The sequence below is a fragment of the Nakamurella flava genome (genome assembly GCF_005298075.1).
In the GTDB taxonomy this organism is placed as follows: Bacteria; Actinomycetota; Actinomycetes; order Mycobacteriales; family Nakamurellaceae; genus Nakamurella; species Nakamurella flava.
The window spans coordinates 667,906-694,141 of record NZ_SZZH01000001.1 but is presented as its reverse complement, the minus strand read 5'-3'; the positions used below and the strand labels follow the sequence as shown (position 1 = coordinate 694,141).

General features: G+C 71.7%; 21 protein-coding genes. 7 read left to right on the top strand and 14 right to left on the bottom strand.

Going from position 1 to position 26,236, the window contains the following annotated elements:
* Positions 1-4: 4 nt before the first annotated feature.
* The 6 genes from FDO65_RS03115 to FDO65_RS03090 form a co-directional block, all read right to left on the bottom strand.
* Positions 5-1,324, bottom strand: a complete 1,320-nt coding sequence (locus FDO65_RS03115; RefSeq protein WP_137447996.1) for a cysteine desulfurase — start codon at positions 1,322-1,324, stop codon at positions 5-7.
* Positions 1,325-1,366: 42 nt separating this feature from the next.
* Positions 1,367-2,146, bottom strand: coding sequence for a Fe-S cluster assembly ATPase SufC (gene sufC, locus FDO65_RS03110; protein WP_137447995.1), 780 nt, complete (start codon positions 2,144-2,146; stop codon positions 1,367-1,369).
* A 72-nt stretch (positions 2,147-2,218) separates the two neighbouring features.
* Positions 2,219-3,517, bottom strand: a complete 1,299-nt coding sequence (sufD, locus tag FDO65_RS03105) for a Fe-S cluster assembly protein SufD (protein ID WP_137447994.1) — start codon at positions 3,515-3,517, stop codon at positions 2,219-2,221.
* A 2-nt stretch (positions 3,518-3,519) separates the two neighbouring features.
* Complete coding sequence (sufB, locus tag FDO65_RS03100) at positions 3,520-5,004, bottom strand: Fe-S cluster assembly protein SufB (RefSeq protein WP_205849744.1); 1,485 nt, start codon at positions 5,002-5,004, stop codon at positions 3,520-3,522.
* A gap of 182 nt (positions 5,005-5,186) precedes the next feature.
* Positions 5,187-5,999, bottom strand: a complete 813-nt coding sequence (locus tag FDO65_RS03095) for a helix-turn-helix transcriptional regulator (RefSeq protein WP_240757393.1) — start codon at positions 5,997-5,999, stop codon at positions 5,187-5,189.
* A gap of 133 nt (positions 6,000-6,132) precedes the next feature.
* Positions 6,133-6,870: a DedA family protein gene (locus FDO65_RS03090; protein WP_240757392.1), complete on the bottom strand. Its 738-nt coding sequence runs from the start codon at positions 6,868-6,870 to the stop codon at positions 6,133-6,135.
* A 130-nt stretch (positions 6,871-7,000) separates the two neighbouring features.
* Here FDO65_RS03090 and mptB point away from each other — a divergent pair, with 130 nt between their 5' ends.
* A complete protein-coding gene (gene mptB, locus FDO65_RS03085; RefSeq protein ID WP_137447993.1) occupies positions 7,001-8,599 on the top strand; it encodes a polyprenol phosphomannose-dependent alpha 1,6 mannosyltransferase MptB in 1,599 nt (532 codons plus the stop codon).
* Here the strand turns inward: mptB and FDO65_RS03080 are convergent.
* The 6 genes from FDO65_RS03080 to FDO65_RS23260 all read right to left on the bottom strand — a co-directional run bounded on the left by FDO65_RS03080 (position 8,583) and on the right by FDO65_RS23260 (position 17,036).
* Positions 8,583-9,620 carry a DUF4333 domain-containing protein gene (locus FDO65_RS03080; protein ID WP_137447992.1) on the bottom strand — a complete coding sequence of 346 codons (1,038 nt, stop codon included), beginning with the start codon at positions 9,618-9,620 and terminating at the stop codon, positions 8,583-8,585. The genes mptB and FDO65_RS03080 overlap by 17 nt on opposite strands.
* Positions 9,621-9,772: 152 nt before the next feature.
* On the bottom strand, positions 9,773-12,673 hold the full coding sequence (locus FDO65_RS03075) for a DEAD/DEAH box helicase (RefSeq protein WP_205849933.1): 2,901 nt from the start codon (positions 12,671-12,673) through the stop codon (positions 9,773-9,775).
* Between the two features lie 27 nt (positions 12,674-12,700).
* The gene (locus FDO65_RS03070; RefSeq protein WP_137447991.1) at positions 12,701-14,413 is read right to left on the bottom strand and encodes an alpha-amylase family protein; all 1,713 of its coding nucleotides are present in this window, start codon (positions 14,411-14,413) and stop codon (positions 12,701-12,703) included.
* Positions 14,410-15,528 carry a TIGR03885 family FMN-dependent LLM class oxidoreductase gene (locus FDO65_RS03065; RefSeq protein ID WP_137447990.1) on the bottom strand — a complete coding sequence of 373 codons (1,119 nt, stop codon included), beginning with the start codon at positions 15,526-15,528 and terminating at the stop codon, positions 14,410-14,412. Before FDO65_RS03065 ends, FDO65_RS03070 begins: the two co-directional genes overlap by 4 nt.
* A gap of 72 nt (positions 15,529-15,600) precedes the next feature.
* Entirely contained in the window at positions 15,601-16,656 is a 1,056-nt protein-coding gene (tatC, locus tag FDO65_RS03060) for a twin-arginine translocase subunit TatC (RefSeq protein ID WP_420847512.1), read from the bottom strand.
* Positions 16,657-16,817: 161 nt separating this feature from the next.
* Positions 16,818-17,036: a hypothetical protein gene (locus FDO65_RS23260; RefSeq protein WP_137447989.1), complete on the bottom strand. Its 219-nt coding sequence runs from the start codon at positions 17,034-17,036 to the stop codon at positions 16,818-16,820.
* Between FDO65_RS23260 and FDO65_RS23255 the strand changes: the two genes are divergently transcribed.
* Entirely contained in the window at positions 17,013-17,666 is a 654-nt protein-coding gene (locus FDO65_RS23255; protein ID WP_137447988.1) for a DUF2867 domain-containing protein, read from the top strand. The genes FDO65_RS23260 and FDO65_RS23255 overlap by 24 nt on opposite strands.
* Positions 17,667-17,724: 58 nt before the next feature.
* Here the strand turns inward: FDO65_RS23255 and FDO65_RS03045 are convergent, their stop codons facing one another.
* Complete coding sequence (locus FDO65_RS03045; protein WP_137447987.1) at positions 17,725-19,605, bottom strand: hypothetical protein; 1,881 nt, start codon at positions 19,603-19,605, stop codon at positions 17,725-17,727.
* 465 nt (positions 19,606-20,070) lie between these two features.
* On the opposite strand from FDO65_RS03045, the gene FDO65_RS03040 reads away from it, so the two are divergent.
* From FDO65_RS03040 to lepB, 3 genes are all read left to right on the top strand, one after another.
* Positions 20,071-21,726, top strand: a complete 1,656-nt coding sequence (locus tag FDO65_RS03040; protein WP_137447986.1) for a multicopper oxidase family protein — start codon at positions 20,071-20,073, stop codon at positions 21,724-21,726.
* A gap of 2 nt (positions 21,727-21,728) precedes the next feature.
* The gene (locus tag FDO65_RS03035; protein WP_137447985.1) at positions 21,729-22,664 is read left to right on the top strand and encodes a CopD family protein; all 936 of its coding nucleotides are present in this window, start codon (positions 21,729-21,731) and stop codon (positions 22,662-22,664) included.
* A 185-nt stretch (positions 22,665-22,849) separates the two neighbouring features.
* On the top strand, positions 22,850-23,311 hold the full coding sequence (lepB, locus tag FDO65_RS22005; protein WP_166442013.1) for a signal peptidase I: 462 nt from the start codon (positions 22,850-22,852) through the stop codon (positions 23,309-23,311).
* Positions 23,312-23,378: 67 nt separating this feature from the next.
* On the opposite strand, the gene FDO65_RS03025 is transcribed toward lepB, so the two are convergent.
* Positions 23,379-23,792: a response regulator gene (locus tag FDO65_RS03025; protein ID WP_137447983.1), complete on the bottom strand. Its 414-nt coding sequence runs from the start codon at positions 23,790-23,792 to the stop codon at positions 23,379-23,381.
* A gap of 340 nt (positions 23,793-24,132) precedes the next feature.
* On the opposite strand from FDO65_RS03025, the gene FDO65_RS03020 reads away from it, so the two are divergent.
* Together FDO65_RS03020 and FDO65_RS03015 are read left to right on the top strand one after the other, a co-directional pair.
* The gene (locus tag FDO65_RS03020; RefSeq protein ID WP_137447982.1) at positions 24,133-24,861 is read left to right on the top strand and encodes a response regulator; all 729 of its coding nucleotides are present in this window, start codon (positions 24,133-24,135) and stop codon (positions 24,859-24,861) included.
* Between the two features lie 35 nt (positions 24,862-24,896).
* Positions 24,897-26,222 (top strand): sensor histidine kinase, encoded by a 1,326-nt coding sequence (locus tag FDO65_RS03015; RefSeq protein ID WP_137447981.1) that lies wholly within the window; start codon positions 24,897-24,899, stop codon positions 26,220-26,222.
* Positions 26,223-26,236: the final 14 nt, after the last annotated feature.

Below are 26,236 nucleotides of genomic sequence, written 5' to 3'. Positions count from 1 at the left end.
AGGGTCACCCGACTCCGAAGAAGCGTTGCCCGGACTTCACGGCCGCCACCAGGGCGTCGACCTCGTCGAGCGTGTTGTAGAGATAGAACGAGGCCCGTACGGTCGCCGCGATCTTGTACCTGCGGTGCAGCGGCCAGGCGCAGTGGTGGCCGACCCGCACCTGAACGCCCTCGTCGTCCAGGATCTGGCCGATGTCGTGGGCGTGGATGCCGTCGACCAGGAAAGAGACGGCGCTCCCCCGGTCGACCAGGTCGGCCGGCCCGATGATGCGCACCCCCGGCATGGCCCCCAGCTCCTGCAGGGCGTAGCCGGTGATCTCGGCCTCGTGGCCGGCGACGACGTCCATACCCAGGTCGGACAGGTAGTCGACGGCGGCCCCCAGCCCGATGGCCTGGGAGGTCATCGGCACGCCGGCCTCGAACCGGGCCGGCGGGGCCGCGTACGTCGAGCGGTCCATGAAGACCTGCTCGATCATCGACCCGCCGGTGAGGAACGGCGGGAGGTCGGCCAGCAACTCGTACCGGCCGTACAGCACACCGATGCCGCTGGGGCCGAGCATCTTGTGCCCGGAGAACGCGGCGAAGTCGACGCCCAGCGCGGCCACGTCGACGCTCTGGTGCGGCACCGACTGGCAGGCGTCGAGCACCGTGATCGCGCCGACCCTGCGGGCCGCGGCGACCAGCACCTGCACCGGGTTGATGGTGCCCAGCACGTTCGATTGGTGGGTGAACGCGACGACCTTCGTCCGCGGGGTGATGATCTCGTCCAGGTCGGACAGATCGAGCCGGAAGTCGTCCGTCACCCCGAACCAGCGCAGGGTCGCCCCGGTCCGTCGGCACAGTTCCTGCCACGGCACCAGGTTGGCGTGGTGCTCCATCTCGGTGACGACGACCTCGTCGCCGGGGCCGAGGCGGAACCGCCCGGCCCCGGTCAGGGTCGGCTCGGTGCCGTTCAGGTACCCCGCGTTGCCCATGCCGTAAGCGATCAGGTTGATGGCCTCGGTGGCGTTCTTGGTGAACACCACCTCCTCCACCCGGCCGGCCCCGATGAACCGGGCGATCTTCTCGCGCGCGCCCTCGTACCGGTCCGTGGCCTCCTCGGCCAACTGGTGCGCCCCGCGGTGCACGGCCGCGTTGTGCCCGGTGACGTACTCCTGCTCGGCGTCGATGACCGGGATCGGTCGCTGCGATGTCGCCCCGGAATCCAGGTACACCAACGGTTTTCCGTCCCGGACGGTGCGTTCCAGAATCGGGAAGTCGTCGCGGACATGGGCCAGGGCATCCGGGGCGACCGACCCGGTGGGTCGGAGCAGCTGATCGGTCATCGGGCTCTCAGTTCTGTGCAGGGCAGTGCGAGGGACTCCGGGTCAGACCGCGGCTGCGGCGCCGGTGAACCGGACGTAGCCGTTGGTCTCGAGCTCGTCGGCCAGGGCGGGGCCGCCGGACTCGACGACCCGGCCGTTCGCGAAGACGTGGACGAAGTCGGGCTGGATGTAGCGCAGGATCCGCGTGTAGTGGGTGATGAGCAGGATGCCCACCCCTTCACCGCTGGCCTGCGACTGCTCCTTGTAGCGGTTCACGCCGGCCGAGACGATGCGCAGCGCGTCGACGTCCAGACCGGAGTCGGTCTCGTCCAGCACGGCGATCTTCGGCTTGAGCAGCGCCATCTGCAGGATCTCGTGGCGCTTCTTCTCACCGCCGGAGAAACCCTCGTTGACCGAGCGCTCGGAGAACTGGGGGTCGATCTCCAGGTCGAGCATCGACTGCTTGACCTCCTTGACCCACTTGCGGATCGGGGGGGCCTCGCCGCGGACCGCGGTGGCCGCGGTGCGCAGGAAGTTCGAGGTGGAGACCCCGGACACCTCGACCGGGTACTGCATGGCCAGGAACACACCGGCCCGCGCGCGCTCGTCGACGGTCATGGCGAGGACGTCCTCGCCGTCCAGGGTCACGGTGCCCGAGGTGACGACGTACTTCGGGTGCCCGGCCAGCGAGTACGCCAGGGTGGACTTGCCGGAGCCGTTGGGGCCCATGATCGCGTGCGTCTCGCCCGACCCGATGGTCAGGTCGACCCCGCGGAGGATCTCCTTCGGGCCTTCCTCGGTGACGACGCTGACGTGCAGGTCGCGAATCTCCAGTGTTGCCATGCTGACTCCAGAATGTGTGACGGAAAGTGTGCGGTTCGCAGGGGCCACGCGGGCGGCGGCGGCCGGGTCGGATCAGTAGCCGCCGACGGCCAGTTCGCGCTCGATGGTCTCGGTGGCCCGCTCGACCACGGACGGCACGCCGATCTTCAGCAGCACCTCGCCGAAGAAGCCGCGGACGACCAATCGCCGGGCGATGTCGGACGGGATGCCGCGGGAGAGCAGGTAGAACAGCTGCTCGTCGTCGAAGCGTCCGGTGGCGCTGGCGTGGCCGGCGCCGACGATCTCGCCGGTCTCGATCTCGAGGTTCGGCACCGAATCGGCGCGGGTGCCCTCGGTGAGCAGCAGGTTGCGGTTCATCTCGTACGTGTCGGTGCCCTCGGCGGACTTGCGGATCAGCACGTCGCCGATCCAGACCGTGTGCGCGCCCTTGCCCTGCAGTGCGCCCTTGTAGAGCACGTCGGACTTGCAGTGCGGGGCGGTGTGGTCGACGAACAGCCGGTGCTCCAGATGCTGGCCGGTGTCGGCGAAGTACAGGCCGAGGAACTGCAGGTCGCCGCCGGGGCCGGCGTAGTCCACCGAGGTCATCGCGCGGGAGAGATCGGACCCGAAGGACAGCGCGATGTGCTTGATGGTGGCGTCGCGGCCCAGCTTCACGTGATGGTGGGTGAGGTGGACGGCGTCGGCCGCCCACTCGCCCAGCGCGGCCACGGTCACCTGGGCGCCGTCGCCGACGACGATCTCGACGACGTCGGTCAGCGTGGTGCTGCCCTGCTGGATGAGGACGATGTCGGCCTTGGCGTGGCTGCCGATCTCGATGACCGTCCACCCGGCGGTGGCCTCGCCGCCGGCCTGGCCGGTCAGCGTGACCTCGACGGGCTCGGCGATCTGCGCGTCGGCGGGCACCTGCACCAGCAGGGTGCGGGCCGCCTCGTGCCAGGCCCGGGCCGCGGGCCGGTCGGTCGGCAGGTAGCCGGACCGGCCGCGGGCGGACCGCGCCTCGTCACCCTGCAGTTCGGTGACCCGGACGCCCTCGGGCGCCGACCAGGTGGCGGTCAGCGGGTCGCCGGTGAGCGGGGCGTCGGCGTGCAGCCCGCGCAGGCGGCGCAGCGGGGTGAAGCGCCACAGCTCCTCGCGGCCGGACGGCACCGGGTGGTCGGCGAGGTCGGCCGAGCCGACGGGGTGCAGGAACGGAGCTCCCCCGGTCACCGGAACGGTGACCCCACCGCTGACGTGGCTGTGCGCGCCGGCGTCGGGCGCGGGGTCCGCGCTCGGGCCGACCGAATCGACCGTGGTCAGGCCCTCGGGGGTGTCCAGGCCGTCCGGGTCGGACCGGACGGCGTCGGACGTGTGATCAGTGGTGCTGCTGGTCATGCTCAGCCCACCGCCCCTTCCATCTGCAGTTCGATCAGGCGGTTCAGTTCCAACGCGTACTCCATGGGGAGCTCGCGGGCGATCGGCTCGACGAAGCCGCGGACGATCATCGCCATCGCCTCGTCCTCGGTCAGGCCGCGGCTCATCAGGTAGAAGAGCTGCTCCTCACTGACCCGGGAGACCGTCGCCTCGTGACCCATGGCCACGTCGTCCTCGCGGACGTCGACGTACGGGTAGGTGTCCGAGCGGGAAATGGTGTCGACCAGCAGGGCGTCGCACTTCACGGTGGACTTGCTGTGGTGGTTGCCCGGGTTGACCTGGACCAACCCTCGGTAGGAGGTGCGGCCACCGCCCCGGGAGACCGACTTGGAGATGATCGTCGAGCTGGTGTGCGGGGCCAGGTGCAGCATCTTCGCGCCGGTGTCCTGGTGCTGCCCCTCGCCGGCGAAGGCGATGGACATGACCTCGCCCTTGGCGTGCTCACCCATCATCCAGACGGCCGGGTACTTCATCGTCACCTTGGAGCCGATGTTGCCGTCGACCCACTCCATGGTCGCGCCCGCCTCGGCCTTGGCCCGCTTGGTGACCAGGTTGTAGACGTTGTTCGACCAGTTCTGGATGGTCGTGTACCGGCAGCGCCCACCCTTCTTGACGATGATCTCCACCACCGCGGAGTGCAGCGAGTCCGACTTGTAGATCGGCGCCGTGCAGCCCTCGACGTAGTGCACGTAGGCGTCCTCGTCGACGATGATCAGCGTCCGCTCGAACTGGCCCATGTTCTCGGTGTTGATCCGGAAGTAGGCCTGCAGCGGGATCTCGACGTGCACGCCCTTGGGGACGTAGACGAACGATCCGCCGGACCACACCGCGGTGTTCAGCGCGGAGAACTTGTTGTCGCCGGACGGGATGACCGTGCCGAAGTACTCCTCGAAGATCTCCGGGTGCTGCTTGAGGGCGCTGTCGGTGTCCAGGAAGATGACCCCCTGGTCCTCGAGCTCCTTCTGGATCGAGTGGTAGACGACCTCGGACTCGTACTGGGCCGCGACACCGGAGACCAGGCGCTGCTTCTCGGCCTCCGGGATGCCCAGCTTGTCGTAGGTGTTCTTGATGTCCTCGGGCAGGTCCTCCCAGGAGGCGGCCTGCTTCTCACCCGACCGGACGAAGTACTTGATGGTGTCGAAGTGGATGCCGGACAGGTCGGCACCCCAGGTCGGCATCGGCTGGCGCTCGAACAACTGCAGGGCCTTGAGGCGACGCTGCAGCATCCACTCCGGCTCGCTCTTCTTGGCCGAGATGTCCCGGACGACGTCCTCGTTCAGACCGCGACGGGCCGACGCGCCGGCGGCGTCGGAATCGGACCAGCCGAACGCGTAGCGACCGATCGAGTCGATGGTGGCGGCCTGGTCGATCAACGACTGGCTCAGCGGCTCCCCGGTGACCGGGTCGATCGGCGGCGCGATGGGTGCCTTCTCCGGTGCTGTGGTCATGGAAACGGCGTCCTTCCTTGGTACGTCCGGTGGGCGTCGATCGTCCCGACCGATCGGACGATCGGGGCGGCGGCGCGGTGATGCGGCGGGTCGTGCTGACTGCGGCGGGGTGGTGCGGGTCCTGCGGGGGTGATGCACGGTGGACGGCGCTGGCGACCGGCCACCAGGTCGGTGGAACCGGGTCAATGCTCGTCGGCCGGCGGGCTCCCGGGCGTCGACGGAACCGAGCGCCGCAGCGGCCGGTCGATGGGGATGAACGTCGTGCAGACCGCGTCGCCCCGGGCAATGGTGGCCAACCGCTGGGCGTAGGTCCCCAATTCCCGGGTCAGCACCTCGAGTTCGGCTTCGCAGAGCTGAGGGAACTCGTGGGCGACGGCACCGACCGGGCAGTGGTGCTGGCAGAGCTGCTGGCCGACGCCGACCTGCTGAAGGGAGGCGGCGAATCCTTCGGAGTTCAGGGCCTCGGCCAGGATCTCGGCCCGACCGGCCGGGTCCGGGGTGGCGGACAGGCGGTCGCGGAACGGCTCGACCAGCGCATCGGCCCGGCGACGGGCGAACGCGGTGACCGCGTCCGGGCCGGCCGTCTCGGCCAGGAAGCGGATCGCCTGGACGGCGATCTCGTCGTAGCCGTGCGGCAGCCGTTCGCGGCCCACCGCGGTCAGCAGGTACACGCGGGCCGGGCGGCCCCGCCCGCGGGCGACCCGGCTGGGCTGTTCGCGGGAGGTCAACGCTCCCTCGGCGGCCAGCTGGTCGAGGTGCCGGCGGACCGCGGCGGCGGAGATGCCCAGCCGCTCGGCCAGCGCGGCGGCGGTGATGGGACCGTCGGAGAGCAGCAGGTTCACGACGGCCGAGCGGGTGCGACCGTCGGCCGAACGCTCGGGCGCGAGCGCGCCACCTTCGACCGCGTCAGGACCGACGGGCGGGGATTCCGGGGCGTGCGCCACGGCGACGGACCCGCCGCGGCGGGTCCGCGAGGCGCTCGTCGCGGTTTTCACAACACCAGTGTGACCTTTTTCGGCGGGAAGATCAAAGAAAGCGACCCTTACTCCGTGTGGGGCGGGACACGCAGGTCAGGCTGCCCTCAGCGGTCAGGTGTCCAGCCGGTCGGGCCGCGCCCGCCGGGCCGGGTCACCGTCCGTCGGCCGTCCGTGCCCGCTGCGCTCGCACCCGTCGGGCGACGAAAACGGTCACCGCGATCACCACCGCGGCGATCACGACCCACTGCAACACCCCGGCCGACTGCTCGACCAGCGCCCAGTTCTGACCCAGCAGGTAGCCGGCGAGGACGAAGACGGTGTTCCAGATCAGACTGCCGGCCGTGCTGAGCAGCAGGAACTTCGGCAGCGGCATCCGTTGCACCCCGGCCGGGATGGAGATGAGGCTGCGGAACAGCGGCACCATCCGACCGAAGAACACGGCCTTCCCGCCGTGCCGGGCGAAGAAGTCGATGGCCCGGTCGATGTCGCCGCCGTGCATCAGCGGCAGCCGGTCGGCCATCGACCGCAGCCGGTCCGCGCCGATGGTCCGGCCGAGCCAGTAGAGCAGCACGGCACCGAGCACCGACCCGACGGTCGTACCGACGATCACCCACAGCAGCGAGAACGTGCCGAGGGACGCGGTGAATCCGGCCAGCGGCAGGATGACCTCGCTGGGCAGCGGCGGGAAGAGGTTCTCGGCGAAGATCAGCAGTGCCGCCCCCAGGATGCCGAGGGTCTCCATGACCCCGACGGCCCAGCCGGCGATACCGCCCAGCTCGCCGGCGGTCTGCGTGGCGGCGGAGGTGTCCAGGCGGGCGAGCAGCGAATCGCCTCCGAGGGCGGCTCCGGCCCCGGGCAGATGGGCGGCGGTCAGGGTCGCGGCGGTCACCCGTTCCACGGTACCGAGGACGATCGGTGACAGCGAGTGACCAGGGCGGACTGCGAGACACTTCACGGCGGCGCAACCCCCACCGCCCGGTCGGCCGGTCACGGACCCGTCGCCCTCCTAGACTGCCGGAGTGGTCGGTGCCGGATCGTTGCGTCGCATCCCCGCCGGCCGATCGGACGGGGACGCGGCCCCGCTGAACGGGACCGAACGCGCCCAGTTGTCCCGCCTGCGCCGCTGGGGCACGGTCGGCTCCCTGCTACTGATGCTCGGAGCCGGGTCGTCGTACGGGTCGGCCTCCCCCATCCCCAACCCGATCGACGGCATCCGCATCGCCGGACTGCTCTCCCGGATCGGCCCCGCCGCGCTGGCCTGCTCCTACACCGGGATCGGCCTGGTCGTTCTGTGCTGGTTCCTGATCGGGCGGTTGGCCGCGCCCGGCCGGCCCCGCCGGCTGTCCCGCAGCCAGCTCAGCCACACCCTGGCCATGTGGGCCGTCCCGCTGCTCGTGACGCCGCCGTTGTTCTCCCGCGACGTCTACTCCTACCTGGCCATCGGGTCGATGCTGCGTCACGGGTTCAACCCCTACGACAGCGGACCGTACGACTCCCTGGGCGACGGCGACCCGTTCGCCCATCAGGTCGACGTCCGCTGGCAGCACACCCCCAGCCCCTACGGCCCCGTCTACCTGATCATCGCCCGGGCCCTCGTCGGGATCGTCGGCGACCACGTCGTCATCGGGATCCTCGTGCAGCGGCTGGTCGAACTGCTGGGCGTGGCGATGATCGTGTGGGCGCTGCCCCGCCTGGCCCGCATCTGCGGGTTCGATCCGGTCGCCGCGTTGTGGCTGGGCGCGCTCAACCCCCTGGTGCTGTTCCACCTCATCGGCGGGGGCCACAACGAGGCCCTGATGCTCGGCTTCATGCTGGCCGGGTTGGTCATCGGCTACCGGCGATCACCGCTGGCGGTGGTCACCGGCACGGTGCTGATCAGCTGCGGGGTCGGCATCAAGGCGACCGCGGCGATGGCCCTGGCCTTCCTGGTGATCATGGTCGCCCTCCGCGCCGGCGGACGGTGGCGGGATCTGTTCCGGGTCGGCGCGGTCGTCGGGATGGTCGCCGCCCTGACCTTCCTAGTGGTCACCTGGGCGTCCGGTGCCGGATTCGGGTGGATCAACGCGCTCGGCACCCCCGGCATGGTGCGGTCGTTCCTGTCCCTCTCCACGTCCCTCGGCGTCGGGTCCGGCCAGATCGGGCTGCTGCTCGGCCTGGGCGATCACACGCAGGCCGTCCTGGACGTCATGCAGCCGGTCGGCACGCTGATCGGCGCGGTGATCGCGCTGGTCGTGATGTGGCAGTGCTGGCAGCGGCGGCTCAATCCGATCCTCGGGCTGGGCATCGCCATGGGCGCGTTCGTCCTGCTGAGCCCCGTGATCCAGCCCTGGTACCTGCTGTGGGCGGCGCTGCCGCTGGCCTGTGCGACCGCCGACGCCCGCTACCGCCGGGTCACCGTCTGGCTGACCGTGTTGTTCTCGGTGACGATCATGCCCAACGGCGCGACGATCGCGGTGTTCGTCATCGTGCAGGCCGTGGTGGTCGCGGCCGTCGGCGTCGCCGTCGTCTGGTGGTTGCTCCGGCGGCAGGGCCTGCTGCCGACCAAGGACGGCGCCGATTCCGAGCCGGACCGCCCCACCGGCGGCCGGCCCGACCGGACGGTCAGTTCGGCGGATTGACCTGGTACTCACCCGAGCCGCTGAGCACCTTGATCGTCAGCTCGGTCTGCCGGCCGTCCAGCTGCAGGCTGCAGGTGAACGTCCGATCGACGACGACCTCCTGGCCGGACGGACAGTTGACGTTGCTCACGCCGGACAGGCCGTAGCCGGCCGGTGCGGCGTTGCTCAGCACCTGGGCCACGTCCCGGTTCATCTGCTGCGCGTCGAAGACGTCATTCTTGAACGGGCCGACGCCCTTGAGCGGGCGGGGCCAGACGAACAACGCGACCGCGGCCAGGGCCAGGACGACGACCAGCGCGACGATGCCGATCAGCAGCCCGTTGCTCTTCTTCGGCGGCGCGGACGGGGCTCCGCCGGGGGCACCCCAGGACGGCTGCTGGCCGTAGCCGGACGACTGCTCGTACCCGCCGCCGTACCCCCCGGACTGCCCATAGCCCCCGGACTGCCCGTAGCCGTTGGGCTGCGCGTAGGCGCCGGGCTGCCCCTGGGCGCCTGAGCCGTATCCGCCCTGGTGGTCCGGACCGGAGGGATAGCCGCCCTGACCGTACTGCTGGCCGGCGCCGGCCGAGCCGCGGTCCCACCCACCGCTGGGATGCCCGTAGCCACCCGGACCGCCGTACTGCTCGCCCGGCTGACTCCAGGCCCCACCCGACCGGTCGGAGCCGCCCGGCGCCCAGGCCGACGCCCCGCCGTCGGGCGCCCCCGACCACGGCTGCTGGGCCGGCGACTGCTGGTCGGGTTGCCAGGACTGCTGGGGCGGGGTCTGCTGACCGGGGGCCCAGGACTGCTGGGCCGGCTGTGACCAGGACTGCTGACCGTAGGCCGGTTCCGCGGTCGTCGGCGGGGCGGAGGAGCCCCGATCACCGGACTGACCGGGCGCGGCGGACCCCGCGCCGAGGTGGTCCTGCGGGCGGTACACCGTGGTGGCCTCGTTGTCGGAGGCCCCCCCGGCGGCGTGGGCCGCGTCGCGTCCGGCCGGCTGCTCGTCGGACCCCTGGCCCGGACCCTGCGGCGTGCTCATCTGGTTCCTCCTCGACCGGGTTCGACCCCGACGGTGACAGTCATCATGACCGGCCCGCACCGGGACGGAGCGCGACTCGCCCGTTCGGGCGCTGCGCGGGGCTGGTCCGGTCCCCGGAGGCTACGGCGGCCCGGCCTGATACCGCGCGACGGTCAGGCTGCCGCCATCGACACGACACCTCGGCGCAGTGCCGTGATCGCGGCCACCGCAGTGGCCGCGACCGGGGCGAGCGCCGCGGCGGCCGGGGACTCCGTCGTCCCCGAGCGACCCGACCCGGCGAGCCCGGCGATCTGGTCGAGGAGGTCGACGACCTGGCGGCACCAGCGCACGAAATCGCCGGCGGTGAGCTCGGTCCCGGTGGACGCGGCCACCGAGAGCGCCTCGGCCAGCGAACCGCCGCGGACCCACGTCGACACGGCCGCCCCGAAGCCCAGGTCGAGATCACGGGTGACCCGCAGCCGCAGCTCCCGTTCCTGGGCGGTGACCTCGGCCCAGATCCGCGTCGTCTCGGTGACGGCGGCGGCCGCCGGCCCCGACGGCATCCGCTGCGGCCCGGTCTCCCGGCGGGACTCGTAGACGAGGGTGGAGACGACGGCCGCGAGCTGGGCCGGGTCGAGCCCGGTCCACGCGCCGCGGCGCAGGCACTCGGCGACCACCAGGTCGCTCTCGGACCAGATGCGGCTGAGCATCCGGCCGGTCTCGGTGAGCCGATCCCCGCGCAGGTAGCCGCGATCGGTCAGCAGGGTCAGGATGCGGTCGAGTTCCTGGCCGAGGGAGCCGCGGGCGGAATCGACCTTCGCGGTGAGGGCGGCGTTCTCCGCGGTGAGCCGTTGCCAGCGGCGGGCCCACTGCAGATGGTTCTCCCGGTCGGCGCAGCCGTGTACCGGATGCGCCTTGACGGCCCGGCGCAGCACCGCGAACTCGGCCTCGCCGGCGTCGTGGTCCCCGCCCCGGCGGGGGCTCCGGCCCGGCACCACCGTCCCGGACGACGCCAGCGCCGAGGCCAGATCGCGGCGCACCTTGGGGGAACGGTGGTCGGTGAACTTGCCCAGCCGCAGGGTGCCGAGGGCGGGGACGGGGCCGCGGAAGTCGGCGTCGGACAGCCGCCCGGCCCAGCGGCCGGCGGTGACCACCAGGGGTCGGACGGTCCCGTCGGTGTTCACCCCCGGGTCGAGGACGACGGCCAGGCCGGCCCGCCGACCGGTGGGCACGGCGATGATGTCGCCCCGCTTGAGGGCACCGAGGTCGTTCTCGGTCTCCCGACGGCGACGGGACGCACCGGCCCGGGCCAGTTCCTTCTCGGCCCGGCTGAGCTGACCGGCCAGTTCCAGGTACTCGACGATGTCCCCCTGGTCGCACTGCATCGACTTCTCGTGCGCGCGGATCGCGTCGGTGTTGCGGGCCACCTGCCGGGCGAGGCCGACCACCGACTGGTCGGCCTGGTACTGCGCGAACGACTGCTCGAGCAGAGTGCGCGCCTGCGCTCGGCCGAGCCGGTCGACGAGGTTGACGGCCATGTTGTAGCTGGGCCGGAACGACGAGCGCAGCGGGTAGGTGCGTCGGGAGGCGAGGCCGGCGACCTGACGGGGATCCATCCCCGGTGCCCAGACGACGACGGCGTGCCCCTCCACGTCGATCCCGCGCCGGCCGGCCCGCCCGGTGAGCTGGGTGAACTCGCCGGGCGTCAGGTCGACGTGGCCCTCGCCGTTGTACTTGACCAGCTTCTCGAGCACGACGGTGCGGGCGGGCATGTTGATGCCGAGGGCGAGCGTCTCGGTGGCGAACACCGCCTTGACCAGGCCGGCGACGAACAGCTCCTCGACGGTCTCCTTGAACACCGGCAGCAGCCCGGCGTGGTGCGCGGCCAACCCGCGTTCCAGGGCGTCCCGCCAGTCCCAGTAGCCCAGCACCCCGAGGTCACCCTCGGCCAGGTCGACGGTGCGGCGGTCGACGACGGCGCGGATCTCGGCCCGTTCGGCCTCGGTGGTCAGGCGCAGCCCGGACCGCACGCACTGGGCGACGGCGGCGTCGCACCCGGCCCGGGAGAAGATGAAGGTGATGGCGGGCAGCAGTCCGTTGGCGTCGAGTTTCTCGATGACATCGACCCGGGCCGGCGGCCGCCACCGGGGGCCGCCGAACCCGCCGGAGCGCGGACGCCCGGCCCGGCCCCGGCCACCGTCCTTACCGGCACGGTCGTAACCGGCGGTGCCGAACCGATCGGCCATCGACTGGGCGTCGGACACCGCCCGGGCCAGGGACGGGTCGATGCGCACCGCCGCGACCGGCCCGGACCCGGCGGCCGCCGCGCTGGCCAGTTCGGCCGCCGAGGAGGTCGTGAACAGGTCGAACATCCTCTTGCCGACCAGCATGTGCTGCCACAGCGGCACCGGCCGGACCTCGTCGACGACGACGGTGACCTCCCCGCGGACCTCGGTGAGCCAGGCGCCGAACTCCTCGGCGTTGCTGACGGTCGCCGACAGGCCCACCAGTTGCACGCTGTCCGGCAGGTGCAGGATGACCTCCTCCCACACCGCGCCGCGGAACTTGTCCGCCAGGTAGTGGATCTCGTCCAGCACCACCGCGGTCAGTCCCCGCAGCGCGGACGACTCCGCGTACAGCATGTTTCGCAGCACCTCGGTGGTCATCACCACGACCGGTGCGTGGGCGTTGATCGAGGTGTCACCGGTCAGCAACCCGACCCGCTCCGGCCCATATTCGGCGACCAGGTCGGTGTACTTCTGGTTCGACAGGGCCTTGATCGGAGTCGTGTAGAAGCACTTGCCGTCGGTGGCCAGCGCCCGGTGGACGGCGAACTCCCCGACGATCGTCTTGCCGGCTCCGGTCGGGGCGCAGACCAGGGCGCTGCGGCCGTCCTCCAGCGCCCGGCAGGCCTGCGTCTGGAAATCGTCCAGCCGGAACGGGCGACTGTCGGCGAACTGTTCCAGCTCGCTGTACCGACGACGTTCGGCGGACCGGGCGAACCGTTCCGCCGGCGACAACGGCCGGTCCTCCGACTCCTCGTCCGCCCCGCCGCCCCGGCCGAAACCTCCCACGCCCGTCGTCCTCACCTCACCAGCGTGTCACAGCAGGCGGACGTCCCCGGGTCGCACGAGTCGGAACCACCGCGCGCCGTACCCGGCCAGGTCGACCGTCACCGTCTCCCCGTCGACCGGCAGCCGGGTTCCGGGCCGCCCACCGGGGGTCGATGCGGCCAGCTCGACCAGGGCGCTACCGGTCGGCTCACCGGGCAGGGTCAGCGGCACGGCAACGGGATCCGGCCCGAGTTGGTGGACGGCCAGCACCGTGCCGCCCGACCAGTCGCTGCGGTGGGCGAAGACGGACGGGATCTCGTGGTCCAGGACGGTGGGGGTGCCCCACCCGAACTCGGGGTTCTCCCGGTAGCAGCGGATCCGTTGCCGCAGGAACGACAGGAGCGACTCGGGGTCGTGCCGCTGGTCGGCCACGTTGACCTGGTCGGGGGCGTACGGCGGAGCCGGGAACGGCCGGGTCAGCCGGTCGGGCGCCAGGTCCGCGTCGGCGCTGAAGCCGCCGAGGTCGCCGGCCGACCACTGCATCGGCGACCGGACGGCCATCCGGCCCTCCAGGGCCAGACACTCCCCCATGCCGATCTCCTCGCCGTAGAACAGGGTCGGCGTACCGGGCAGGGACAGGGTCAGGCTGTACACGAGGCGGACCCGGGCCGGGTCGCCGTCGAGCATCGGCGGCAGCCGGCGACGCAGCCCCCGGCCATACAGCTGCAGGTCCTCATCGGGTCCGAAGGCGGCGAACACCTCCTGCCGTTCGGCGCCGCTGAGTTTGTCGAGCGTCAGCTCGTCGTGGTTGCGGGCGAACACCGCCCACTGGCAGTCGTCCGGGGTCTGCAGCCGGCCGCTCAACGCGGTGCGCAGCGGACCGGCCTCGCCCCGGGCGAGCGAGAGGTACATCGCCTGCATGGTCGGGAAGTCGAAGAGCATCGTCAGCTCGTCGCCGTCCTCGTCGCCGAAGAACTCGCGGGCCTGCGCGTGCGGCAGGTTGACCTCGCCGAGCAGGATCGCGCCGCCGTGCCGGCGGTTGAGGTAGGCCCGCAGATCGCGCAGATACCCGTGCGGGTCGGGCAGGTCGGGGTCCACGCCCGGGCTGCCACCCGGGCCGTGCGTCTCGAGCAGGAACGGGACGGCGTCGACCCGGAACCCGGACAGGCCCAGCGCCATCCAGAAGCCCATGATGCGGGCGATCTCGTCGCGCACCGCGGGGTTGGCGACGTTGAGGTCGGGCTGGGTCCGGTAGAAGCGGTGCAGGTAGTACTGGCCGGCCTTGCGGTCCTTCGTCCACAGGCTGGTCTCCCGGTCGGGGAAGACCACGTCACCGGGGCGGGTGGGGCCGGGCTCGTCCCGCCAGACGTACCAGTCGCGGTAGGGCGAGTCCGGGTCGGACCGGGCGGCCTGGAACCACGGGTGCTGGTTGCTGGTGTGGTTGACGACCAGATCGGCAATGACCCGGAAGCCCTTCTCATGGGCGGTGCGCAGGAACTCGACGAAGTCGCCCAGCGTGCCCAGCCGGGGGTCGACCGAGTAGTAGTCGGTGATGTCGTAGCCGTCGTCGGCGTCCGCGCTCGGATAGAACGGCATCAACCACAGCACGTCGACCCCGAGGTCGACGAGGTGATCCAGCCGCTCGGTGAGCCCACGGAAGTCGCCGACGCCGTCGCCGTTGCCGTCGAAGAAGGTCTGCACGTCGAGGCAGTAGACGACGGCGTTCTTCCACCACAGGTCGCCGGTGCTGGCCGCGCTCATCGCCCGCCACCGGGGTGGACGTCGGCCGGGTCGTCGCTGCGGGCGGCCAGGGCGTCGGTCGGCGGGATCGGCGGCACCACGGGGGCCTCGCCGCGCAGCTGGGGTAGCACCTGGTCGCCGAACGCGGCCAGGAACACGTCGTCGTCCTGGCCGACGAAGTGCAGGTACAGCTCGTCGAAGCCGAGGTCGAGGTAGTCCTGCAGCCAGGCGGTGTGCTGGCCGAGATCGGCCGACACCAGGACGTTCTCGGCCACCACGTGGTCGGGGACGTGGGCGGTCGCGGCCTCGAACTGCTCGGGATGCTCGAGGTTCCAGGCCAGGTCGGTCGGCACGCAGTTGCCCTTCCACTGGTCGACCGCGATGGCCAGGGCCCGGTCGGGGTCAGGGTCGTAGCTCAGGTGCACCTGCAGACGGGCGGGACCCCGGCCGCCGTGGTCGCGGTAGGCGGCCAGCACCCGGGTCAGGTCCTCGGCCGGCTGGTTGACGGTGATGAGGCCGTCGGCCCAGTCGGCCGCCCAGGCGGCCGTCTCGGCGCTGACCGCCCCGGCCACCAGCTCCGGCGGCACCTCGGGCAACGACCACAGCCGCGCCCGATCGACGGTGACGAGGCCGCGGTGGCTGACCTCCTCCCCCCGCCACAGCGCCCGCATGACGTCCACGCACTCACGGAGCCGCTGCATGCGTTCGGGTTTGCTGGGCCAGCGGTCACCAGTGACGTGTTCGTTGAGCGCCTCCCCGCTGCCGACGGCGACCCAGGGCAGCCGGCCGGGGAACATCGCCGCCAGGGTGGCCATGGCGTGGGCCGAGATCACCGGGTGGTATCGCTGTCCGGGGGCGTGGAACGAGCCCATCGGGATGTGGTCGGTGGCCTGCAGCGCGGCCCCGAGCCAGGACCAGGTGAACCCGGAGTGGCCCTGGGCGGACGTCCAGGGGGCCAGGTGGTCCGAGCACATGACGGCGTCGAACCCGGCCTGCTCGGCCTGCACCGCCGAGTCGCGCAGGACGGCCGGGTGGACCTGCTCGTGGGAGGCGTGGAAGCCGAACCGGGGACCGGGCCGGGACCCGGACGACGGCGGGGCGGACGGGGCGGGTCCGGGGACGGACGGGCTGGGCATGCCGGTTCCCTGCCCGGCGTCGGGCGTGCCGAAACGCCGTGGGACCGGTCGTTCAGCCTCGGGGGCGGTGGATCAGGTGGCGTCGCCGAGATCGTCCGGGCGGGCCGGCGGGGGCGTCGGGTCGGTGGTCCGCGGCGGTGCCGGTCGGGTCGGCGGGGGCGGCGGGTCGGCCCGTGGGATGGGCGTCGGGTCGGCGATCGGCGCGGCGTAGTCGTCGGAGGTCACGTCGGCCGTCCCCACCGGGGCCGGGTCGGCCGGGAGCGCGGAGGCCTCGTCGTCGGACAGTTCACCGAGACCGGCGGCGGCCAGCCGCTTGGCCTTGCGCCGGTCGTGGACGCGGGCGATCTGCACCGAGACCTCGTAGAAGATGCAGAGCGAGACGGCCAGGGCGAGCATCGTGATGGGGTCGTTGCCCGGCACCACCAGCCCGGCGAAGACGACGAGGCCGAAGAATGCGTACCGGCGCGCCTTGGCCAGCGCGGCGTGGGACAGCACCCCCACCTGGTTCAGCATGACCAGCAGCAGCGGAAGCTCGAAGCTCACCCCGAAGATGAGCAGCATGGCGATGAGAAAGCTGAAGTAGGCGTCCGGGTCGAGCGCGGAGGTGGTGGTGTCACCGCCCAGACCCAGCAGCACGGTCAGCCCTTCGGAGACCACCACGTAGGCCAGGACGGCGCCGGCGGCGAACAGGATCGACCCGGCGGCCACGAAGACGACGGCGAACTTGCGTTCCCGGCTGTAGAGGGCCGGGGTGACGAACCCCCAGAGCTGGGCCAGCCAGATCGGCGCGGACAGCACGGCACCGGCCAGCAACGCCGACTTCAGGCGGACCTGCAGGATGCTGAACGGAGTGGTGGCCAGCAGCTGGCAGGCGTCGGCGTCCCCGCCCACGAACTGCGCCCGGTTCTGGGCCGGGACCGCGCAGTACGGGTGGATCATGATGTCGCCCAGGGTGGGGATGGGCGGGATCGTCACCGTGTACCAGATGAACCCGATGACCGTGCCGATGAACAGGCCCAGTACCGCGAAGAACAGGCGACGACGGAGCTCGTAGAGGTGCTCCATCAGCGTCATCGTGCCGTCGGCCGGTTTCGGCTCGCGGCGGCGACGCAGGCGCGGGAGTCGCAGCGGCACCCGTCTCTCCTTCGACCCGCGGGCCGCCCCCGGTCGGTCGGCCTGCTGGGGTGATCGTACGTTCCGGTCGGACCGGGTCGACCGACCGCGAGCGCGCCTGACGATCCCGGGCCCGGTTCCGGGGGCCGGCCGGGTCGGTCGACCGCGCGACGCGCCTACCGGTCGGTGGCGGCCGGCAGCAGCAGTTCCAGCGCGAGCGCGCGGGCCCGGTCGCGTTCCTCCGTTCCGGACGGCAGATCGGGGACCGCTCCGGCGAGGACCTGCTGACCGAGGGCGAGGGCCAGGGCCGCCCGGGCCCGGGCGGCGGCATCCGGCGCCGGGTACCCCAGGCGCCGCAGCAGGGCCGACAGATGGTCGAGCCGGGTGGCCGTCACCGCTTGGACGGCCGCGGCGACCAGGGGGTGCTGTTCGCCGACCGGGGCGTAGAGCCGCAGCTCGCCGACCCCACTGGCGGCCACCCGGGTGATGAGGGACCGCACCGCGGCGGCCGGGTCGTCCGCGGCGTCCCCCGGTCGACCGGTCTCGGCGATGACGTCGTCGGTGCGGTCCGCGGTCCACCGGTCGAGGACGGCGGCGAGCAGGTCGTCCCTGTTGGTGAAGTGCCAGTAGAACGGCCCCTTGGTGTCCCGGTGGACCGGCGGGCCGTGATCCCGGCCGACCCGGCCGAGCTGGAGGCCCGAGTGTTCGACGTCCGCGCCCTCCCCCGCGCCGTCCGTGCGCTGTTCACCCTGCGCCAGCGGCTGGTGCGGCTGCTGGGGATCCCGCCCGCTCCGCCGGACATCTTCCGGGTGTCCCAGGTCAGCGGAGGAGAAGCACTGATCGCCGCGCCGGACCAGCACTTGGACTTCTGCGCCGGGGTGTCCGCCCCGGGTGGCGTGCAGGTCCGGGTCGACACCCGGGTGCGCCTGCACGGCTGGCGCGGCCGGGTCTACCTGCTGCCGGTCCGTCTGGTGCATCCGATGATCGTGCGGGCGATGGTCCGGAGCGCGATCGAACGCGACTGACGACCTGGTCGCGATCCAGGTCGTCAGTCGCGCCTGCCGGGGGGCGGGGGGAATCCGATCAGCGGGTGGTCGGGGTGGCGGTGGCGCTACCACCCCGGGTCGACTGCACGAGGACCTGGGTGATCTGAGCCGACGGTCCGGGCTTGAGGCGCAGGGTCCAGTTGCCGAGGGTGTCGACCGGGGAGACCCCGAGCTTGACCGGTGCGGCCGCCCGCGACATGTCCCAGACGACGACGCTGGTGGCCGGGGCGCCGCTGAACGGGGCGCCGTCGATGAGCGAGGTGCCGTCGATGCGGAACTCGGTGCCGAGGCGGTGCCGCGTCCCGGCGGCGATCGCGACGGTGTCGGTCTTGACCGGCGCGGTGACGGTGGCCTCGGCCGTCCGGGTCGCCGATCCGTCCGCGGGCGCCGTCTCGGTGACGACGACCTTGAACGACAGCGGCGTGGTGGTCGCCGGCGCGGTGGCGTTGGTGTCCGTGGCGAACGGCATGGTGAACGTCGGCCTGGCCGACTGCGGGTTGGTCAGCGTCACCGGGGTCCCACTGGTCTGCGACCAGGCGAACGTCGCTCCGTTGCCGGTGGACGCGCTGGCATCCAGTGTGACCGTGGCCCCGGCCGGCGCGGCGGCGGGGGTGGCGACGCTGGCCGTCGGGGCCGGAGCGGGAACGACAGTGGAGTTGTCCGGTGTCTTGTCGATGACCGGCCCGGGGTCCGGGGCCGGGGGAACCGGGGGCAACCCGGGATCGGTGGCGGACCCACCGGTGATGGCCACGGGCGAGGTCACACTGGCCCCGGAGGACGACGTCAGGGTCACCGTGGCCGGCGGGGCCAGCATCGGGAAAGAGATCGGTCGGTTGTCGGGCAGACTGCCGATCCCGGCCACGGTGACCGGGAAGTGATCGCTGTCGGCGGCGACCGTCAGCGCGGTGCCGTCGTAGGCCGCGGCGGTGACCGTGGTGTCCGGCAGGCTGATGACCGCGGTGCTGGCGGGCTTGTCACCCAGGTTGCGCACCGTCACCTTCGATGGCTTGGCCCCGGTGAAGGCGATCCGCGCGTAGTGGCGGGGCGAGCCGGGGTCGTTGGTCATCGGCGTCGTCGCGAACGACCCGGAGATGCCGTCGACCTGCAGGGAGGTGCCGCCGCTGGTGGCGAAGACGTCGAGGTATCCCTGGTTCGCCCGGGCGGCGTCACCGGTGACCCCGGTGTTGGTGGCGATCTTGCCGGAGATGGTGAACTGGGTGTTCTCCACCGCCAGGCCACCGGGCGAGGTGACGGAGAACTTGTTGTAGCCGCCCCGGCCACCCGTGACCGCGTGGGCCTGCCCAGGGTCGCCGACGAACCCCTCCGGCGCGGCCGGCGCGACGGCGGGGTCCCAGCGCAGGAACGGACCGAAGTTGCCCTTGAGGGCGGCGGTGAAGTTGCCGACGGCGGGCGAGATGTCCTGGACGATCCGGCCGGCGCCGGTGCCGTCGGTGTCGATGGTGAGCTCACCGAAGGGGTGCTTGAACGTCAGGGTGGTGTTGGCCGGGCCCCCCTTGACGACCACCCGGGTGCGGGCGAAGACGACCTGCTCCCCCGGTTCCACACCGTTGGCGAAGGCGGCCTCCAGTCCCAGAGTGAGGGTGGCCTTCCCGCCGCCCGGCAGGGTCAGGTCGCTGCCCGCGAGCTGGTAGAAGAACTCCTCCGGGAAGTTGTCGGGGAAGGAGATCGGCCGGCTGGGGTCGGGCACGTCGCCGGGCAGGAAGCCGCACAGGTTGTTGTCCTGGTCCAGACACGGCTCGATGCGGGTACCGGCACTGTCCTGGTACCAGGCCGGGAAACCGTAGTCGGAGTTCACCGGGCCGGCCGCGGTCAGCCCACCCGGGTTCTTGACCGTGATCTGGGTGACCGCCGAGGACGGGGTGGCCAGCACGAACGGCGCCACCAGTGCGGTGATCACAATTGCCGTCCGCTGGGCGCGACTGGTCCGATTGACCGGCCGGGCCCGGTGCCGGGTGGGGACCGGGGCCCGATGGACCGCCGACGGACGGTCGGGCAGAGAGGAACGCTGCGGCATGGTGGACCTCCTGGGGCGGGTGCGGCAGCCACCGGGCGGCGAGGCAGTGGCGGTCCCCGGGGCGTTCACTGCGCCGTGACGCGCATCGGATGCGGCGGCGGTGCAGCAACTCTCGACGTTGCCGCGGCATCCGGACACCCCCACGCGGGGGGCCGCCATCCACCCAAATATGGGGAGACGGGGGCGTCCGATGCTGGTGACGGCCCGTGATCCCCAGCTTTGGGGGGATGGGTCCCCCAAGCCCTGGGGTACTGCCGGCGGCCGCCGCGTCGCAGCCTGGAACGGCCCACCGCGCAGGACGGGGACTCGCGGATGCCGCAGCACGCCACCCTTTTCCAGGAGCACGCCATGCCTTCACTCTCCCGTCGAGATGCCTTCAAGCTGGGCGGCCTGGCCGCGCTGGGCGCAGCCGGTCTGGCCATCCCCTGGGGAGCGGTGGACGCCTCGTCGGCCAGCCTGCTGCCGTCGTCGAAAATGCCCAAGCCGTATCAGGTCCCGTTCGCCCGCCTGGAGGCTTTGCCGAAAAACGAAGTCCTGACCGACCAGTTCGGTCAGATCGACGTCTACCGCAACGAGGCCAAACTCGGCAAGGCGCGCATCGTCCCGAACATGGACACGCCCGTGCTCGGCTACGAGGGCAAGGTTCCCGGGCGCATGATCAGCGTCGAGCAGGGCACCCGCGTCCAGATGGCGATGCGTAACCAGCTCCCCGAGGTGCATCCGACATTCGGCACCCCCACCCGCATCTCGACCCACCTGCACGGATCCGCCTCACTGCCGCAGTACGACGGGTACGCCAGTGACGTCACCGAGGTCGGTCAGAAGAAGCTCTACCACTACCCGAACTTCCAATCCGCTCGGACGCTCTGGTACCACGACCACGGCGTGCACTTCACGTCCCAGAACGCCTACTCCGGCCTGGCCGCCCAGTACCACCTGCATGATCCGATGGAGCGAGCCCTGTTGCCGCAGAACGAGTTCGACGTCGGACTGACCGTCAGCGACATGATGTTCCAGGCCGACGGGTCCCAGTTGTGGGACGACCGCAGCCATTCCGGGTTGTGGGGTGACGTCATCCTGGTCAACGGGGCGCCGTGGCCGGTGATGAAGGTCAAGCGGCGGGTGTACCGGTTCCGCGTCCTCAACGCCTCGATCTCCCGGTCGTACAATTTTTCCACGTCGCCGGCCGCGCCGATGTACATGGTGGCCACCGACGGTGGATTGATGCCGGTGTCGCAGAACGTCAGCTCCTGGCGGCACGGCAGTGCCGAGCGGTACGAGGTGCTCATCGACTTCTCCGGGTTCAAGGCCGGCACCCGCATCGAGCTGCGCAACGCCAGCAACCCGAATAATCGTGACTACGACAACACCGGCAAGGTCATGGCTTTCGACGTCGTCGACGACGGCTTCGACCCGAACGACCCGACCGCGCGGACCATCCCACAGTCGCTCAACCCCGGCAACGACATCATGCGACTGACCCCCGCCAGCTCGATGAAGGTGCGCAACATCCGGGTGGAGCGCAGCGACAGCAGCCAGCAGTGGATGCTCAACGGGCAGACCTGGGACGACGTCATCAAGTCCGGGTACACCTCGGTCCTGGCCAACCCCAACGTCGGTGACACCGAGATCTGGGAGATCGAGAACAAGTCCGGCGGGTGGTTCCACCCGGTGCACATCCACCTCATCGACTTCCGGATCCTGTCCCGCAACGGCAAGGACCCCTTCGCCTACGAGAAGGGCCCGAAGGACGTCGTCTACGTCGGCGAGGGCGAGAAGGTGCGCCTCATCATGAAGTTCGGCGACATCACCCGGCCCGACCACCTGGCCCCGCGCACCGGGAAATACATGGTGCACTGCCACAACCTGGCCCACGAGGACCACGACATGATGCACCAGTTCAGCGTCGGCCAGGGCACGCCGGATGCTGCGGTCAACGACCCGATCAACGCCGACAAGCCCTGCGGTGACGACGAGTCGTTCGTCGACCAGCAGCGGTACTGACGATGACCGCGCTGCTCCCCGGTCGCCGTGACCGGTTCGACCGGCCGTCGACAGACGCCGGCGGCAGACCGGCCGGGGACGGAAGGGCGGCGGCCCTGGTGCTGGTCGTCGCGGCCCTCACCGGAGTGGCGACGATCCTGGCGGCCCGCTCGCTCATCGGCGCGGGGTACCAGCCGTCGCCGATCGGTCTGCCCGATGCCGGGCCGTTGACCGCCGGTGCCCTGCCGGTGGTTCGCCTCGTCCAGGAGATGGCCGGTATCGCCGTCACCGGTGCCCTGCTCGTCCGGTTGCTGCTCGGCACGGGCGTCTGGCCGGGCCGGTGGGCGCTGGACCACCGGCTGGGCTCGGTGACCGTGGTCTGGGCCGGCGTCTGGACGGCGGCCAGCGTCGCCACCTGGGTGCTGTCCCTGTCCGACCTGGCCGGCGTCCCGGTCACCGGACTGCCGGCCCACGCCGACGTGATCCCCCTGCTGTTCGGCACCGACCGCATGCTGTCGATCACTGCGACACTGTGGGTCGCCGTGCTGCTGACGCTGTTCGGTCGCCGCTTCGACGGCCGGCTCGGGCTGTCGGTGCTGCTGGCCATTGCGGTGGGCGGGTTGCTGCCCCTGGCGCTGACCGGTCACGTCGCCCACCACGACGCGAACATCACACTCGCCACCATCGCGCTGGCCGGGCACGTCGCCGCGGCCGCCCTCTGGGTGGGCGGCCTGCTCGTGATGGTGGTGCACCTGCGCCGGCAGCCCGTCGCGCTCACAGTGGCGGTGCCCCGGTTCAGTGCCCTCGCCCTGGGTTGTGTGGCCGCGGTCGGGCTGTCCGGGGTCGTGGCCTCGGTGGCCATGCTGGACGGCTGGACCGAACTGTTCGCCACCGACCGGGGAGCGATCACGCTGGCGAAAGTGGCGGCCCTGGCCGCCCTCGTCGGCGTCGGCGCCTAGCACCGCAGGCGTGCCGTCGGCCCGCTGGCGCAGGGTCGGGTGGGGCCGTTGCTCCGTGCCGGGGCGGTCGAGCTGGCCTTGATGGCCGCCGCCGTCGGCCTGGCGGTCGTGCTGTCCGGCACCGCGTGAGCCGCCACCGGGCCACCGCCGTCCGACACCCCCGCCGGGGAACCCGTTGGCCGCTGGTGGCTTTCGGCGCGATCGTCGTGGCGGTGGTCGTCGTGCGGGTGGCCGTACTCGACGTCCTGACGGTGGCGTCCGACAGCATGTCCCCGACCGTCTGTGTGGGGGACATGGTGCTGCTGCTCCGCCTGCACGGCACCGGGGTCGGTCCCGGCGATGTGGTCACCTTCCACGACGCGGACACCGGTGACGAGGTCATCAAACGGGTCGCGGCGGTCGGTGGCCAGCGGGTCGCCATCCAGGACGCCGTCCTGACGGTCGACGGCGTGGCGGTCCCGGAACCCTGGGTCGATCGCCGCACCATCGACGGCCTCTACTTCGGGCCCGTCACCGTTCCGCCGGACAGCGTCTTCCTGCTCGGCGATCACCGCGAGGTGTCCATCGACTCCCGGACTTTCGGGCCGATCGCGACCGGGCGGCTCGACGCCCGCCTCCTGGCGGTGCTCGGGTCGGCCTGTTCCTGAATCCATCCGGGTCCGAGCGCGGTACCCAGCGAATTCCCCACCGGCCGGCTGTCGACCGGGTCGCGGGTCAGGACAGCGACAGCGTCGGCCGATGATCGGGCCAGACGGAACCGCCGCTCGCCACCGCTCGCACGGCAGCGACCAGGACGGCAGGATCGCCGGACTTCACCAGGAAGCCGGCGGCGCCCACCGCCCTGCTGTCCAGGAGCCAGTGCTGATCCGACGATCCCGTGAGCATGAGGACCCGGGCCATCGGGTGACGGGCGATGAGTTCACGGGCGACGTCGATACCCGACCGGCCCGGCAGCTGGATGTCCATCAGGACGACGTGCGGCCGCCGGGTCAGCGCGAGCTCGAGCACTCTCGCGCCGTCGGCGCATTCCCCCACGACCTCGATCCCACCGGCCCGGGCCAGCAGGCTCGACACGCTGATCCGCAGGAAGTCGTGGTCGTCGACGAGCAGCACTCGGATCACCGACATCCTCCTGCTCGTGGGGGTCGTGGCGGCGATCGGGCGGCCGCCCGGGGCACCCGTTCTCGCGCGGGCCGCACTCGGCCGATCCGCTGTCGCGCCCTCGCGGGCGGGAGCGGCGATCGCGGTGGAGTCGTGCACCGGCCGGCACCGCCGGACGGCGACCCGATCGCGGGCTCTACCCAGCGTGGCGCACGTGAGGTGGAGTGACGATCCCCAATCGAGGGGTGTTGACGTTCCGTATATTGCAGCGGCGCCGAAAGCTGCTAGCCTTCCGGCCAAACCGCTCGATCGGGGCTATTCTGCGCCAGGATTGGTCACCGAGAGTAGTGACCACTGGGGGTCGTGCATGGATCGAGACGGCGGAGATCCGCTGCTGACCGCGCGCCGATCGACGGTCGGTCCGTCGAAGCCACCCCGCCTGGACGGCGCGGTGGACGACGTCACCGTGCTCGTCGTCGACGACCACCGTTCGTTCGGGGATCTGCTGGCCGCCGCGTTGTCCACGGTGCCGGCCATGCGATGCCTCGGGACGGCCACCACGGCGGCCGAAGGGGTGGACCTGGCCGCCCGATTGCGCCCGGACGTCGTGGTCATGGACATCGAGATGCCCGGCCAGGACGGCCTCACCGCGACCCGGCGGATCCTGGCCGCGACCCCCGGCACCGCGGTCGCCGTGATGACCGCGCACCGGGATCCCCAGTGGGTGTCCCGGGCCGCCCAGGCCGGGGCCTCCGGCTTCATCCCGAAGGACGGCTCGCTCACCGAGATGATCGGCGTGCTCCGCAGCCTCACCCCGGGTCAGATGGTCGTGGCCCCGTCCACCTTCGCGCGGACGACCGTCGTCACCGACGCCCGACACGACGGACCCCGACTCACCGAACGGGAACTGGAGGTGCTGCGGCTCCTCGGCACGGGGCTGACCGCCGCCGGCATCGGCCGCGTGCTCGGGATCAGCCTCAACACCAGCCGGGGATACATCAAGACCCTCCACTCCAAGCTCGGGGTCACCACTCAGCTCGAAGCCGTCGTCCGGGCCCAGCATCTCGGCCTCATCGGGGCTCCGTCGCGGCCATGACTCCGGGCCGGGCGGGGGGCCGTCCACGATTCGGGGTGGGGCGCCAGATCGCGGTCTTCTACACCGTCGCGGCGCTCACCGCCGCCGTGCTGGCCGCCGGCGCCGTCCTGGCGACCCGCGCGGTCGCCCGCGACCAGGCCCTGGCCGACGCGCAACGGGCGACCGAGCGGCTGCGGGACGTCACGGTCGCCCCGCTGCTCGAACAGGGCCTGTCCGGTGTCCGCGGCCGCCTCGACGAACTGCAGCGGTCCGTCGCCCTGCGCACCGACGAGGGGTACCTGACCGAGGTGACCGTGTGGGGGCCGGACGGGACGATCCTGTTCTCCGACGAGCCCGCCGTGACCGGCACCCGGGTCGACCTGCCGGTCGAGGCACTGGCCGCCATCGACGCCGGTGCCGTCTACTCCGCCTTCGAGGACCATCCGGAGGCGAGCCCGGACGAGGCAGACAGCAACGGCTTCGTCGAGGTCTACGTCCCCATGACCGTCGACGGGCGGACCTATGCGTTCGAGGCCTACTACGACTACGACCGGGTGAGCGACCTGGCCACCGGACTACTGCTGCGCCTGCTGCCGCTGGTCCTGGTCCCGCTGGTGCTGTTGCAGCTCATCCAGGTGCCGATCGCCGGGTCCCTGGCCCGCCGGGTACGCCGCCAGGAGGCCGAGCGCAGTCGCCTGCTCGAACAGGCCCTCTCGTCGTCGGAGAAGGAACGGGTGCGCATCGCCGCCGACCTGCACGACGGACCCATCCAGGACCTGGCCGGGATCGGTTACGCCATGGGTTCTTTCGCCCCGGCACTGCCGGAGACCCAGCGGGCCCTGGCCGAACGCGTGTTGGTCACCGTGCACGAAGCGGTGGACTCCCTACGGCGGATGATGGTCGACATCTACCCGCCCGACCTCACCCGGGCGACCCTGACCGAGATCGTCGACGGCCCCGCGGGCCCGCTCCGGGCGGCCGGCGTGACGGTCGACGTGGTCGATCATGGTCTGCCCGATGTGGATCCGGAGACGGTCACCGTGCTGTACCGGGTGGCCCGGGAGGCCCTGCAGAACGTCGGCGCCCACGCCGGGGCCGACCATGTGTCGGTGGAGCTGTCCAGCCTCGGGACGGGGACGACGTCCGCCGCCCGCCTCACGATCGCCGACGACGGGACCGGCCTGCCCGCGGGTGATCTCGACCGGCGGGCGCAGGGCCACCTGGGGTTGCAACTCCTGCGGGACCGGGTGGTCGCCGCCGGCGGCACGCTCACGGTCGATTCACCCTCCACCGGCGGCACCACGATCGTCGCGACCGTTCCGGCCCGGCTCGGCGAACCACTGCCTCGCCATCGGCACCGATCGTCGCCGCGCGGGCGGTGACCCACTCGGGTGGC